The organism is Streptosporangium nanhuense (assembly GCF_059358815.1).
The window spans coordinates 51,539-64,720 of the sequence record NZ_JCADBG010000030.1 but is presented as its reverse complement, the minus strand read 5'-3'; the positions used below and the strand labels follow the sequence as shown (position 1 = coordinate 64,720).

Sequence of the window (13,182 nt, the reverse complement as noted above, 5' to 3'; positions counted from 1 at the left end):
CGGCCGTAGCGTCAAGGGGTGATCCCGGAGCGGTTACGGCCGTGGACAGACATGATCGTCAGTCTCGGCGTCCTGGTTGTCTTCGTCGTCTACATGATCGTCATCATCGCGAGCCACTCGGTTCCCCTCGACTCCGGGTGGCGCTACTTCCCGGCCGTCGGGATGGCGCTGCTCGCCCTTCAGCTGCTGCGGCAGCATCGCGCCGACAAGCGCCCCTACCGCGCTTCCCGGCCGGTCCTCCCCCTGCTGCTCCTCCTCGTCCTTCCCGTCGCCGTCGCCACTCTGGTCATCGGTCTCGTCGGAACCTCCGACAGCATGTGCACCTCGGGCGCACCGTGCTCCCAGGCCACCGAGTGGCGCATGGACGACGGCGGTTACTCCTGGCACCGGACCGACGGCGACGCCGGCCGGGCGTGGGTTCCCGCGTCCGAGGAGGAGTACGTCGTCAAGGCGGGGCGGCAGATCCGGCAGGGTGCCGTCATCGGGGTGATCGCCTTCACCCTGGCCTTCCTCGCGAGCGAGGGCACCCGGCTCCTCCCGGGCAAGGACGGGTCCGCGGAATCCGACGGCAGGGAGGTCGGAGCCTAGGGCCGTGCCCGTTCGGTGAGTGCTCGCCGGATCCGCCGCCACGTACTCCGAGGGTCGTCACGACGACCGAGATCGCTCGCGGAAGGATGGTTCACGAGCGACGATTCCGCCTCGGGATGAAGGTCTCATCCTCTGACCCCCCTCACCGACTGTTGACCTCCGCGAGGACTCCCATGACCCACGACAGGACGCCGTCCGACATGAGTGATCCGCAACCGAAGGCGAATCTCCGCCGGGCGTCCGGCATCTGGCCGCTGATCCACGCCGAACGGGCGGCCCTCGCGGCCGACCTGGCGAACCTGACCGAGGAGCGGTGGACGACGCCGTCGCTGTGCGCCGGACTGACCGTGCGCGAGGTGCTGGCGCACCTGACCGCGGCGGCGAGCCTCACCCCGGTGCGGTGGCTGGCGGGCGTGATCCGCTGCCGGTTCGACTTCGACAGGCAGGTCGCCATGCGGCTCGCCGAACAGCTGGGCGCGACCGCGGCCGAGACGCACGACAGGTTCCGCCGCGTCGTCACGAGCACCACCAAACCCCCTCTGCCGGCCGTGGCGATGCTGGGCGAGACGATCGTCCACGCGGAGGACATCCGGCGCCCGCTGGGCATTCGCCGCGACTATCCGATCACGACCCTCACCCGCCTGGCCGAGTACTATCAGGGCTCGGACCTGGTTGTCCTCGCCAAAGGACGGATCGGCGGCCTGCGGCTCGCCGCCGACGACGGCCCCTTCGCGACCGGCTCCGGCGCTCTCGTGTCCGGGACCACCCTGGCGCTCATGATGGCGATGACCGGGCGCACGACGTACTGCGACGAGCTCGACGGCGACGGCGTCGCGATCCTGCGTGACCGCATGTGATGACCTTGCATGCGATGAGGCCGCGCGGCATGACGTCGCATGTGATGAGGCCGCATGTGATGAGGCCGCATGTGATGAGGCCGCATGGGATGACGTCGCATGGGATGACACGACCCGGGGCGACCGTGCGTCCGGTGGTCGCCGGCGCCGGCGTCGAGAAGCGATGATCATGGGGACGCGCGGAGATCCCTCGTACGGGTAGCATCCAGGCATGGAGCCGGTGATCATCGCTTCCGTCCTGACCCTCCCGGCGCTCGCGCTCCTGCTGATCTCGTTTCATGACGAATCCGGCGCGACCGACACCCGCAACCACCTCTCGGGCATCCGCACCCGGCAGACCCTCGCCTCCCGCGAGGCCTGGAACGCCGCCCACGCGTGGGCGAGGGCGCCGATGCGCCGGCTGGCGACGGCGATGGGGCTGCTCCTCGCGGCCTCCATCGCCGCCGGCGTCCTGTTCGACCTCCCGGAGACGGCCGGCTACGCGATCCTCGCCGTGCAGTTCGCGCTCCTCGTCGGCGGGCTGCTCCTGATCGGCCGGCGTGCCGACCGGGTCGCGGCCGAGGTCAACGGCCGCGGTGAGGCCCCGCCGCCCGCCGCCTGACCCGCGGGGGACGCCTCATGGCTGGTCAGCCGACGCTGGTGATGACGGCGAAGCGCGCGCCGTGGGGGTCGGAGACCACGGCGAAACGGCCGACGCCCTCGATGTCGGCGGCCGGTGCGACGAGGTCGCCGCCGAGCTCCCGGACCCGGTCCACGGACGCGTCACAGTCGGCCACCTCGAAATACGGCAGCCAGCGCGGCCTGTCGCCCGCCTGGAGCGGCTTGACGCCTCCCAGACCCGGGTTGTCGCCCTCGGAGGTCGACAGCAGGAGGTAGGGCATGTCGCCGAACGTGATGTCGTCGACGCTCCAGTCGAAGACCGCCCGGTAGAAGGGGCGGACGGTCTCCGGGTCGGGGACGTACAGCTCGAGCCAGGCCAGGGAGCCGTTCTGGGTGACGAGGTCCAGGCCGCTGGTCTCGCCCGGCTGCCAGACGGCGAACTCGGCGCCGCCGGGGTCGGTGAACCCGGCCATCCGGCCCTTGGTGAAGACGTCGTCCGGCGCGATGCGCACGGTGCCGCCCGCCTGCTCGACCGCCTTCGCCGTGGTGTCGGCGTCGGGGGTCTGGAAGTAGGGCGTCCACGCCGAGATCGCCCCGTCCTCGCTGAGCGGCCCGACGGCGGCGACGGTCTTGCCGTCGAGCTGGAAGAAGCCGTAGTCGCCCGCGTGGGGACCGGCCGACTGGAGGCTCCAGCCGAACAGGGGGCCGTAGAAGGCGGCGGAGGCCTCGGTGTCGGGCGTGCCCAGGTCGATCCAGTTGGGGGCGCCGGAGACGTAGGGGATGGTGAGCATGACCTCTTCCTTCGGTGCGTTCACGTGCCGGAGACCTGTCGTCCGGGCTTCCGCGTGCGGGGGCGAAACCATCGGACCGGTCGCCCGTCAGCCTGCCAGACCCCACCGACAGTTCCCCGCCGGCAGTTGCCCGCCGCCCGTACCCGCCGCGCGGGCGGCATCACGTCCCTCCGGCGGCACGCCTGCCCGTTTCCGGTGCGGCGGTGTCGAGGGGTGGCGCTGTCAGGAGGGTTCACGCCGCTGGTCGCCCGGCGGGCCTCGTACGGGCGCTCAGGTGAAGCGCCGGTAGGTGATGGGTGACGCGCCGGCCACGTTCTGGATCTTGACATGGTCGCCCGTCTGCGGGGCGGCGATCATCTTGCCGTCGCCCATGTAGACCGCGCAGTGGGTGGCCGGATCGCCGAAGAAGACGATGTCGCCCGGCTGCGGCGGGCCGCTGATCGGCTGGCCGCTCGCCTGGTACCCGGCGGCGGTGTTGTCCCCGATCTTGATTCCCGCCTCGTTCAGCGAGGCGTGCACCAGGCCGCTGCAGTCGAACGTGTCGGGCCCGTCGGTGCCGAAGACGTAGGGCTTGCCGAGGTGGCTCCGCGCGGCGGCCACGATGTCGGCTCCGGTGCCGTCGCCGGTGACCGTGTACGGGATCGCCTGGCCTCCGCCACTCCCGCTCCCGCCGCCCGATCCGCCGCCCTGGCCTCCGGACGACGGTCCGCCGCCGCCGTTGCCGTTGCCGCCCCCGCCGCCGTCTCCGCCGCCCTGCGAGCCGGAGTTCGTACCGGCGAGCGTGGTGCGGAACTCCTCCTCGGGCACCGGCACCCACCGGGTGGTGTGCCCGGGGCCGGGGACGAAGTCCTGGTCACCCGCGGCCGGGATGGCGGAGAACAGCGCGGTGTCGCCGAGATGCTTGTCGATCTCACGCCGCGCGGTGGACAGCGCGGTCTCGGCCGTGTCGACGTGCCCCTGTACGCGGGACACCGCCATCTCGACCTGCTGGCCGATGCTCGTCTTGAGCTGCTCCTCGGTCGCCTGCGGGTTGCGGCGCCGGTACTCCGCCACCCAGGTCAGCAGGTCACCGCAGACGCGGTCGGCGTTCGACTTCGCCGTCTCGACGGCGTAGGCGGCGAGGTCCAGGCAGCCCGCGCAGTCGCCCAGCGCGTCTCGCAGGGAGGAGCCCGCACTGTTGTAGCGCCGCATGTACGCCACGAACGCGTCGGCGGAGGCGCCCCTCCAGGCGACGTCCACCTGGTTGACCGCGTTGTTCAGGAGCCTGAACGGCTCGGTGGACGAGTCGGCCGCCTTGCGCCACCGGACGGCGATCGCCCGGATCGCGGCGGGGTCTCCGTCCGTCTTCTTCGCCAGCGCGACCAGGGCCTGCCCCCCGGGCAGCGCCGCGACGGCGCCCATGTCGGTCATATGGCTGGAAGGTGGCTCGTGGTGCCCCGCTCGGCCGAGGTCACGTTGTCCTCGATCGTGTCGAGAGCGCGCTCGACGCCGTCGAGACGGCTCTTCACCGTGCCGAGCTCGCTGTCCGCGTGCCCTTCGACCCGGCCGATCGCACCGGCCAGCTCCTGGGCGCCGTCCAGGGTCCCGAAGAGCGACGACCCCGCGCCGCCCGTGGCCGGGAAGTCGTCGCCGACGGTGGCGAGCTTTCTTCCCTGGGTGTTCACCGCGGTGCGCAGCTTGGCCAGCGCCTCGCGATTCAGATCAAGGTTTCCCACCGGAGCCGGCTCCCTCCGCCGCCGCCGAGAGACCACCTGCTCGGACGCCGGTCTGGCTCGTTGGCCGGTTTCCTGCCCACCGTCCGGCCATATCTACCAAGAAGTGATCATATCCACCGGACGACGGTTATCGCAGTACAAAAGCGCATCCGTCATCCAAGGCGGTGCTCGTACACCTTCCGCAGTTCCTCGACGCGGCCCTCGGGCCGGGGCCCGGGCTGGTCCTGGACGGCCGAGAAGAGTGTCTCCAGGTGCGCCTGCCAGGCGGCGAGCACCGTCGCGCGGAGATCGGCCAGTCGTGCGGGAACCGTCTGCGTCAGCACGACCCGGGTGCCCTGCTCGGGATCGTGCGCGAGCTCCCAGTGCACCCGCCCCGCGGGCTCACCGTCGTGAAGCCACTCGTACTCCAGGACGCGCGGTGCCCCGGCCTCGGTCACCGGGCCCGCGGGCACGTACGGGTTGGTGAACCAGGCCGGCGGCTCCGCGCCCGGCCGGGGGGCGTCCCGCCCGACGAGGATGTCCCACACCTCCTCGACGGGCTTCCACATCAGGTCGCGCGCGAACCTCACGAGGTGACCGTCGCCGCTCTCCCGGGTCTCACCCTCGGCGAGCCCGAAGGCCTCGACGTAGGCCCCGATGCGATCGGCCCAGTCCGAAGGCTGTTCGGAGGACTCGCCGTCCAGCCTGGCCAGCAGCGCGGTCAGGCAGACGTCCCAGCCCGCCGCGGTGCGGCCCGCGGTCAGCCTGCCGGTCCACCCGCCTCCCAGCGTGTGGGTGAGGACGAGCAGGCAGCCCGATCCGTCGGGGAGCAGCTCGAAGCGCAGCACGTCCCGGTTCCATCGGAAGGCGTACACCTTCGGAGGGTCGAGTTCCAGGATCCGGCCGTGGGTGAGGTCGTCCCCGCCCTCGAAGGTGAAGCGCATCTCGGCGCCGACGACCTGCTCGGTCTCCACCGCCGCCGGGAACCAGTGGACCATCTCGGCCGGGTTGGTGACGGCCCTCCAGACCTTCTCGGGGGAGTGGGCCAGCCGCCGCTCGAAGCGCAGCGTCGGCCGGCCGTCGACGGTCCGCAGGGTCGCCTCTCGCTCTTTCATATGCCACCTTTTCTGACGTTTCATCAGGTCTCTTCCGGCATGGTGTCGAGGTGGCGTTCCAGCGCGTCCAGGCTGGTCTCCCACATGCTCCGGTAGGGCTCGAGCCAGGCGGCCATCTCGGCGAGCGGTTCCGGTCGCAGCCGGTACCACCGGCGTTGGGCGTCGTGCCTGACCTCGACCAGGCCCGCCTCGCGCAGGATCCTCAGGTGCTTCGACACCGTCGGCTGGGTCAGCGCGAGCCGCTCCACCAGGTCGCCCACGGGGCGCTCGCCGGTGCGGAGCAGGTCGAGGATCTCCCGGCGCCGGGGCTCGGCCAGCACTTCGAATGTGGTTGCCACATCGGCAATATAGCCGGATTGGCATATAAGCTGTCAAGGAGCACGAAGACGGTGCGGGCGCCGCGCCTGGCACGGGAGGGAAGTGCCGTGGTCCGACCGGTTTCCGCACGGATGGCGAGGTGTCGACACGGGGGGTGACGGGGTGATCCGGGCCGTGGTCGCCGGGGGGTCAGCGGGAGAGGGTCTCGATCCTCCGCCGCCTGGCCAGGACCAGCACCACGATCGCGTAGAGGCCGAGCTGCACCACCGTTCCCGCCAGGGTCTGCCAGGGCACCGACCCCTGCTTCAGCGCCTCCGACAGGGTCCCGTCGGCGCCGCTGACCCCGAACGCCAGCACGTTGTTGACCACGTGCAGGGCGATGGCGGCCTCCAGGCCGCCGGTCCGCACCGCCAGCCAGCCCATCAGCGCCCCGAAGGCGAAGACGTCGACGATGCCCCAGTCGACGTAGGCGTGTACGGCGGTGAAGCCGACGGCGCTCAGCAGGATGCCCGGCCACGGGTTGGAGAGGAAGGCGCCGAACGCCTGGATCAGCCACCCCCGGAAGACGTACTCCTCGGCGGCGGCCTGGAAGGGCACCAGGAGCAGGGTGACGACCAGGGCGGGCAGGAAACGCTCCCAGCCGATCCAGCCGAACATGTCGCCGAGATCCTTCCCCGAGACGACGTAGGTGAGGGCGACCGCGGCCTGGCCCAGCGCCACGGCGCCGATCGCCACCGCCGCGCACCACGCCATCCACCGCCACCGCAGGCGGCCCGTGACCGAGGAGAGGGTGCCGGGCGGGCGCCGCTGGATCCACGCCACCACGCCGTACACGATCGGCAGGACGACCGCGATCGCGAGCAGGTTGATCCCCAGGTCGACCACAGGGTCGGTGAAGATCTGCCCGCCGGACCCGCCCATCTCGGCGCCCGCGACCACGCCGACCGTCGCGCCGCCGAGGATGACGGCGAGCCCGGCGATCATCAGGCCCGCGAGTCCCACGATCGTGCCCAGCACCGGCCGCCACCAGGCGTGCAGGCGGTTGCGCGCCAGCCGGTCGTAGCGGCTGCCGGGCGGCGCCGGCACCAGCCAGGGGTCACGACGGGGCGGGGGCGGGAAGTGCTCCATGGGCACGCCGAACGGGTGAGGGGTGGCGGGGACGCCGGGCGTGCCGGGAGGGCCGGACGGATGGGAAGCGCCGGGGGCGCCGGACGTGCCGCCGTGAGCGCCATGAGCACCGGGGGTGCCGGACGTGCCGGACGTGCCGGACGTGCCACCGTGAGCGCCGTGAGCGCCGGACGTGCCGCCATGAGCGCTGTGAGCGCCGGGAGGACCGGGCGGGTGGGGCGGCGGGCCGGGAGGCTGGAGGGGCTCCGCCCCGGGCCGGGGGTCCTGGGGGACGTGCATGGCTTCGTTCCGTTCCGATGGGTTCACGGAGTTCATGAGGTTCAGGGCGGGACGCGCCTCATCGAGCTCGATGCTCCACGCCGGGTTCCCCGTACCCCTCCCGGCACAACGACACCCGGTGCCGTTCGGTTCCGCGCGGCCTCTCCGGGGGTTCATGGGTACCCGGCGAAAGCCCCGGCCGCGAGCTCCCGGAATCCGGTTCGACCTGGTGCTTCGTGGATGGATCCCGCCGGGCGGGGTAGGTCGCCGATCAACGTCCACGACCGGCCGGCGACCCCGGGGCCGAGGCCGGCGGCTCCACACCGGAGGAATCGAGATGAGTGAATACGAGCGTTCCCGTACGATCGCCGCGTCGCCGGAGGCGGTGTTCGAGCGGGCGGGCGACCTGGACAGCCTCGACGAATGGCTCCCGCACGAACTGCACGTACGCCCGGGAGAGCTGCCCGCGGTGACGGTGCACGAGGACGCCACCGGGCAGGACGCCCGCGCGCTGCTGCGCACCGATCGCGACCAGCTCCGGATGGAGTGGGGCACCCGCGACGACGGCAGCTACGCCGGATGGCTCCAGGTGGCCGGCATCGGCGACACCGAGAGCGAGGTGACGATCCACCTGTCCTTCTTCGACGAGACGCACGCCCCGCCGGGCGACGCCGCCGACCGGGCGCTCGACGACAGCCTGGAGCGGCTGGCCGGCCAGGTGGGCCGGCGCGGCTGATCCCCGCCCGTCGCTCGCGGGCGGCTGACCGCGCCCGGCCGCGCGCCGGGCCGCGTCCGGCTCCGATGAGCCTTCCGGCCCCGCCCCGGAAGGCTCACGCCCCGCGGACGTTGGTCATGATCGCGTAGACCGAGGTGGAGGCCGTCATGAACAGCCAGTTGCGCTTGAGGCCGCCGAAGACCAGGTTGGAGGTCTTCTCGGGAAGCCTCAGTTTGCCGATCAGGGTGCCGTCCGGGGCGAAACAGTGCACCCCCTCGTGCGTCGCCCCCCAGATCCGGCCGGTGGCGTCGAGCCTGATCCCGTCCAGGCCGCCCGCCGAGCACTCCGCGAGCACCCTGCCGTTCTCCAGCGCGTCGCCGCGCACGTCGAAGACCCGCAGATGCCCGCGTTGGGTGTCGGCGACGTAGAGCAGGGACTCGTCCGGTGAGAAGGCCAGGCCGTTGGGGCGGGCGAAGTCGTCGGCCACCGCCGTGACCTCCCCGGTGGCGGGGTCGAGGCGGTAGACCTGGTCGTTGCCGATCTCGCTTTCCGCGCGGTGCCCCTCGTAGTCGCTGAGGATGCCGTAACGGGGATCGGTGAACCAGACGGAGCCGTCCGACCTGACCACCACGTCGTTGGGGCTGTTGAGACGCTTGCCCCGCCAGCTGTCGGCGATGACGGTGACGGAGCCGTCGTGCTCGGTGCGGGTCACCCGCCGGCCGCCGTGCTCGCAGGAGATCAGACGGCCCTGCCGGTCGAGGGTGTGACCGTTGGTGTAGCCCGCGGGAACGCGGAAGGGGCCGACGTTCCCGGTCATCTCATCCCATCGGAGGATCCTGTCGTTGGGGATGTCGCTCCACAGCAGGTAGCGGCCCGCCGCGACGTAGGCGGGACCCTCGGCCCATCGGCACCCGTGGTAGATCCGCTCGATCCGCTCGTCGCCCCCGACGCCGGCGAACCGCTCGTCGAGCACCTCGAACTCCGCTGCGATGGATTCGGTCATGTAATCCTCCTTGATCACAGAATATGATACGGCGATGGACAGGATTGACAAGATGTTGATCAGCCTCCTTCAGGCTGACGCCGGTCAGCCTTACGCCGAGCTCGGGGCCGCGGTGGGGCTGTCGAGCGCCGCCGCGCACGAGCGGGTGCGCAAGCTGCGCGAACGCGGGCTGATCCGGAGGACGACCGTCGAGGTCGATCCCGTCGCCGCGGGCAGGGGCGTGCTGTCGTTCGTGCTCGTGGAGGGGAGGGCGTGGATGGGCGCGTCGGGCGAGGCGCTGCTGGCGATTCCCGAGATCGAGGAGGCGCACGTCATCGCGGGCCCGGCGTCCCTGCTGGTCAAGGTACGCACGGCGAGCACGCGGGAGCTGCAGGAGGTGCTGCGCAGGATCTTCGAGATCGACGGGGTGGCCGGCACGCGGACCGTCATGGTGCTGGAGAGCTTCTTCGAGCGCGGCCTGCATCTCCCGCACTAGTGTGCGTTCCCGCACTTGGGTGCGTGAACACCGGGGTGCGGGAAACCCCCGAGGGCCGGAGGACCGCCCGGTCCGGGGCTCGCACGGCCGGGACCGGCTACCGGTACGCCCAGAGCAGGCGGCACCACGACGAGATGCTGCGCGAGCCGGCGTTCAACCGGCTGGAGTCCCGGTGTTTCGCCCGTACGGTCCGGCGGTCCGTCGACGACATCGTGGGATTGCAGCCGTCGTTCTCCTACTCCTCGCCCGCGCGCCTCGGCGAGCGCGTGCCCGCCTTCACCGAGGCGGTGCGCGAGGCACTGGCCTGGGCGAACCCGTCGGGGGAGTGACAGGAGGAGGTCGTCACCGAGATACGCGTCGCGCGCAGGCCCTGACGCGGGCCGTGGGAGGGGAGCGTGGTGACGGGAATTAAATCCGAGGCGTTCGGCGCGCCTTCACCGGTACGCTCCCCGGGCGTCTCCCCGCCGCCGGTGACGGCCCGCCCACGAGGAACCGGTGCGGAACCGGTGGGAGACCGGGGGAGAGTCGCGGGAAGGCCGCGAGACGCCGTAGGAGAGAAGAGGAACATCGTTGACCAGGATCGCCGTAACCGGTGTCACGGGAAATCTCGGACGCCTCGTCGTGGAGGACCTGCTCTCCAGGGTTTCTCCCCGCGATCTCGTCGCGCTCGCCCGCACCCCGGAGAAGGCGGGAGACCTGCCGGGCCGTGGTGTCGAGGTACGGCACTGCGATCATGACGATGCCGCGTCCGTCGACGCCGCGCTCGCGGGGGTCGACGTCCTGCTCCTGGTGTCCGGGCCGGACATGACGCCCGGGGTCCGCGTGCGGCAGCACCGCACGGTCGTCGACGCCGCCGCCCGGGCGGGGGTTCGCCGCGTCGTCTACACCAGCGGCGCGGGCGCGGAGGACGGCAGGGGACCCGTCGCCGATCACACGGCGACGGAGAAGGCACTCCACGAGGCAGGGCCCGCCTACACGGTGCTGCGCAACGCCCCCTACTCCGAGGCGTTCCTGGGGGTCGCGCTGGCGCAGGCGGGGCAGAGTGGTGAGATCACCTCCTCCACCGGCGGGCGGCCGCTCAACACCGCGAGGTTCCGTGACCTGGCGCTGGCGGCGAGCGCCGCCCTGACCGGCTCCGGGCACGAGAACGCGACCTACGAGCTGCGCGGTCCGCTCTGGACCTACCCAGAGCTCGCCGAGGTCCTCACCCGCGTGCTGGGCAGGTCCGTCGAGCACCGGGAGATCACCGACGCGGAGGCGGGCTGGCTGGGGGGCGTGTTCCCGGCGGTGCGCGCCGGAGCCCTCGCCGAGACCGGCTCCGATCTCGCGCGCCTGCTTGACCGGTCGCCGTCCGGGCTGGAGGAGACGGTCGGCGCTCTCATCGCGCGTACGGCCGTCTGAGCGGCACCGACTGGGCGATGGGGCCTGGGGGCCGGGGGCCGGAGGAACCGATCAGGTCCGGGTGGCCGGGGGACCGATCAGGTCAGATAGTCGCGCAGGGCCCGCGAGCGCGAGGGGTGGCGCAGCTTCGTCATGGTCTTGGACTCGATCTGCCGGATGCGCTCGCGGGTCACCCCGTAGGCACGCCCGATCTCCTCCAGTGTCTTGGGCCGGCCGTCGCCGAGCCCGAACCGCATGGCCACCACCCCGGCCTCGCGCTCCGACAGCGCCTCCAGGATCGTGTGCAGCTGCTCCTGAAGCAGCGCGGAGGCCACCGCGTCCTCGGGGGTGATCGCCTCGGAGTCCTCGATGAGGTCGCCGAACTCGCTGTCGCCCTCGGTGCCCAGCGGGCTGTGCAGGGAGATCGGCTCCCGTCCGTACCCCTGGACCTCGACGACCCGCTCCGGGGTCATCTCCAGCTCCACGGCCAGCTCCTCGGGGGTGGGCTCGCGGCCCAGGTCGGTCGTCATCTGCCGGTGCACGCGCGCCAGCTTGTTGATCACCTCGACCATGTGCACGGGGATGCGGATGGTGCGGGCCTGGTCGGCGAGCGCCCGGGTGATCGCCTGCTTGATCCACCAGGTGGCGTACGTGGAGAACTTGAAGCCCTTGGTGTAGTCGAACTTCTCCACGGCGCGGATCAGACCCAGGTTGCCCTCCTGGATCAGGTCCAGGAACAGCATGCCCCGGCCGGTGTGGCGCTTGGCCAGTGACACCACCAGGCGCAGGTTGGCCTCCAGCAGGTGGTTCTTGGCCCGGTGGCCGTCCTCGGCGAGCCATTCGAGCTCCGCGCGCACGTCGGGCTGGAGCAGGTCGCCGTCGTTGAGCCGTTCGGTGGCGAACAGCCCGGCCTCGATGCGCCTGGCGAGCTCGACCTCCTGCTCGGCGTTGAGGAGGGGGATCCTGCCGATCTGCTTGAGATAGTCCTTGACCGGATCGGTGCTCGCTCCGGCGGTCGCCTCCAGGGCTGCGGGCACCTCGTCGTCGTCGGTCAGGACGAGCTCTTCTTCCTCAGCCTCGACAACCTCAACGGTGCCTTCCACGGTGGCGGCTTCCATGGCGTTCACACCTTCCCCAGGTCTGGTCAGATACAACAACCCGTGCAGTTCAAGGTACGTCCCGCGACGGTGTGCTGCGGCGCCTGGCTCGCCGTCGCTTCCTTCGCTGGGAGCGGAGAGCCTTGCCGCCGGGAGCAGGAGAGCCCGGCCTCCGGACGTGGAGAGCCCGGCCGTGGGGAGCGGAGAGTTCCGCCGCCGGAAGCTCTTGGAAGCTCTTGGAAGCTCTCGGAAGCTCTCGGGAGGTCCCGGGAGCTCTCGGGAAGGGGGTGATCGTCCCGCCCCGCCGCCGGGCGGCCTTCCCCGGCTGGGAAAGGCCGCCCGGCGGATCTTCCGGCGACGCTGCGGGCGTTGCCATGCCGGTGTGCGTACGGGGGAGGGGGACAGGTCCGGATCAGGCGGGGAAGTCGTTCGGGTTGACGCCGGTCGTCGGGGCGTTGCCGCCCCTGACGCGGTTGAGGGTCAGGGTGTAGATGACCGAGCTGGTCGCGTTCGAGGTGTACCTCAGCCGGGTGGTGAAGCGCTGGTAGGAGGGGGCGCTGGTGAACCTGCCCCGGGAGTTGCTGAACCGGTGACCGGAGGTGAAGAAGATGGTGTAGGTGCCGTCCCTGACGTCGGTGATGGAGGCGGTGGACCGGGCGCGGACGTAGATGCTGATCGCCTTGGACCTGCCACGGACCAGTGTGACGACGGCGTCCCTGCTGCTTCCGTTCTTGACCTTCAGCTTGCCTCGCCCGCCGCTGATCCGGTCGTAGAGGATCTTTCCGTTGCTCGGTCGCGCGGCCGCCTCGGTCGAGGAGACGGCGACGGTTTCCCTGGTCGAGGCCGCCGCGGGGGCGGCGACGGAGCCGGCCAGCAGAATGGAAGCGAGGATCGCTCCCGCGAGGGGACGTAGATGAATCATTGCGCAAATATGGCCAATTCTTGGTGGCCGGTCAACGTGAATTCGTGCCCATGGCAGCCTTCCAGGCGTTTTGTGTAGGTATTCGACCCTTCAGTGATCGCTCGCATGATGCCCGGGCTCAAGGGGTTCCACGGGACTCCGCCTTTAGGGCTCCGGTGGCTCCAGGGACTCGGGGGACTCCGGGAGCCTCACGGAAGATTGTGGTCTCCGGACTCTGAGACACGGAAATTCCAAGGACGCC

15 protein-coding genes and 1 pseudogene are annotated in these 13,182 nt (G+C 71.2%); 7 read left to right on the top strand and 9 right to left on the bottom strand.

Features of this window, described 5'->3' with window-relative positions; genetic code table 11:
* The first annotated feature begins 51 nt into the window (after positions 1–51).
* The 3 genes from AC5L38_RS38725 to AC5L38_RS38715 all read left to right on the top strand — a co-directional run bounded on the left by AC5L38_RS38725 (position 52) and on the right by AC5L38_RS38715 (position 2,046).
* A complete protein-coding gene (locus AC5L38_RS38725) occupies positions 52–588 on the top strand; it encodes a hypothetical protein (RefSeq protein ID WP_495247790.1) in 537 nt (178 codons plus the stop codon).
* Between the two features lie 200 nt (positions 589–788).
* A complete protein-coding gene (locus AC5L38_RS38720; RefSeq protein WP_495247789.1) occupies positions 789–1,445 on the top strand; it encodes a maleylpyruvate isomerase family mycothiol-dependent enzyme in 657 nt (218 codons plus the stop codon).
* 211 nt (positions 1,446–1,656) lie between these two features.
* Positions 1,657–2,046 carry an SdpI family protein gene (locus AC5L38_RS38715; protein WP_495247788.1) on the top strand — a complete coding sequence of 130 codons (390 nt, stop codon included), beginning with the start codon at positions 1,657–1,659 and terminating at the stop codon, positions 2,044–2,046.
* Positions 2,047–2,071: 25 nt separating this feature from the next.
* Here the strand turns inward: AC5L38_RS38715 and AC5L38_RS38710 are convergent, their stop codons facing one another.
* From AC5L38_RS38710 to AC5L38_RS38685, 6 genes are all read right to left on the bottom strand, one after another.
* Positions 2,072–2,836 (bottom strand): VOC family protein, encoded by a 765-nt coding sequence (locus AC5L38_RS38710; protein ID WP_495247787.1) that lies wholly within the window; start codon positions 2,834–2,836, stop codon positions 2,072–2,074.
* Between the two features lie 270 nt (positions 2,837–3,106).
* Positions 3,107–4,246: a bifunctional WXG100 family type VII secretion target/C40 family peptidase gene (locus AC5L38_RS38705; RefSeq protein WP_495247786.1), complete on the bottom strand. Its 1,140-nt coding sequence runs from the start codon at positions 4,244–4,246 to the stop codon at positions 3,107–3,109.
* Positions 4,243–4,551, bottom strand: a complete 309-nt coding sequence (locus AC5L38_RS38700) for a hypothetical protein (RefSeq protein ID WP_495247785.1) — start codon at positions 4,549–4,551, stop codon at positions 4,243–4,245. Before AC5L38_RS38700 ends, AC5L38_RS38705 begins: the two co-directional genes overlap by 4 nt.
* 152 nt (positions 4,552–4,703) lie before the next feature.
* Positions 4,704–5,645, bottom strand: coding sequence for an SRPBCC family protein (locus AC5L38_RS38695; RefSeq protein ID WP_495247784.1), 942 nt, complete (start codon positions 5,643–5,645; stop codon positions 4,704–4,706).
* A 23-nt stretch (positions 5,646–5,668) separates the two neighbouring features.
* A complete protein-coding gene (locus AC5L38_RS38690) occupies positions 5,669–5,983 on the bottom strand; it encodes an ArsR/SmtB family transcription factor (RefSeq protein WP_495247783.1) in 315 nt (104 codons plus the stop codon).
* A gap of 169 nt (positions 5,984–6,152) precedes the next feature.
* Positions 6,153–7,091, bottom strand: a complete 939-nt coding sequence (locus AC5L38_RS38685) for a CPBP family intramembrane glutamic endopeptidase (protein WP_495247815.1) — start codon at positions 7,089–7,091, stop codon at positions 6,153–6,155.
* Positions 7,092–7,686: 595 nt separating this feature from the next.
* Between AC5L38_RS38685 and AC5L38_RS38680 the strand changes: the two genes are divergently transcribed.
* A complete protein-coding gene (locus AC5L38_RS38680; RefSeq protein ID WP_495247782.1) occupies positions 7,687–8,085 on the top strand; it encodes an SRPBCC family protein in 399 nt (132 codons plus the stop codon).
* A gap of 94 nt (positions 8,086–8,179) precedes the next feature.
* On the opposite strand, the gene AC5L38_RS38675 is transcribed toward AC5L38_RS38680, so the two are convergent.
* Positions 8,180–9,067, bottom strand: coding sequence for an SMP-30/gluconolactonase/LRE family protein (locus AC5L38_RS38675; protein WP_495247781.1), 888 nt, complete (start codon positions 9,065–9,067; stop codon positions 8,180–8,182).
* A gap of 34 nt (positions 9,068–9,101) precedes the next feature.
* Between AC5L38_RS38675 and AC5L38_RS38670 the strand changes: the two genes are divergently transcribed.
* The 3 genes from AC5L38_RS38670 to AC5L38_RS38660 all read left to right on the top strand — a co-directional run bounded on the left by AC5L38_RS38670 (position 9,102) and on the right by AC5L38_RS38660 (position 10,943).
* The gene (locus tag AC5L38_RS38670; protein ID WP_495247780.1) at positions 9,102–9,542 is read left to right on the top strand and encodes an Lrp/AsnC family transcriptional regulator; all 441 of its coding nucleotides are present in this window, start codon (positions 9,102–9,104) and stop codon (positions 9,540–9,542) included.
* A 23-nt stretch (positions 9,543–9,565) separates the two neighbouring features.
* Positions 9,566–9,871: a hypothetical protein gene (locus tag AC5L38_RS38665; protein WP_495247779.1), complete on the top strand. Its 306-nt coding sequence runs from the start codon at positions 9,566–9,568 to the stop codon at positions 9,869–9,871.
* A 241-nt stretch (positions 9,872–10,112) separates the two neighbouring features.
* Positions 10,113–10,943, top strand: coding sequence for an NAD(P)H-binding protein (locus AC5L38_RS38660; protein WP_495247778.1), 831 nt, complete (start codon positions 10,113–10,115; stop codon positions 10,941–10,943).
* 77 nt (positions 10,944–11,020) lie between these two features.
* Here the strand turns inward: AC5L38_RS38660 and AC5L38_RS38655 are convergent.
* Both AC5L38_RS38655 and AC5L38_RS38650 read right to left on the bottom strand, forming a co-directional pair.
* Positions 11,021–11,995, bottom strand: a pseudogene (locus AC5L38_RS38655) (RNA polymerase sigma factor); the annotation flags it as partial.
* A gap of 436 nt (positions 11,996–12,431) precedes the next feature.
* Positions 12,432–12,941 carry a hypothetical protein gene (locus AC5L38_RS38650; RefSeq protein WP_495247777.1) on the bottom strand — a complete coding sequence of 170 codons (510 nt, stop codon included), beginning with the start codon at positions 12,939–12,941 and terminating at the stop codon, positions 12,432–12,434.
* Between the last annotated feature and the right edge of the window lie 241 nt (positions 12,942–13,182).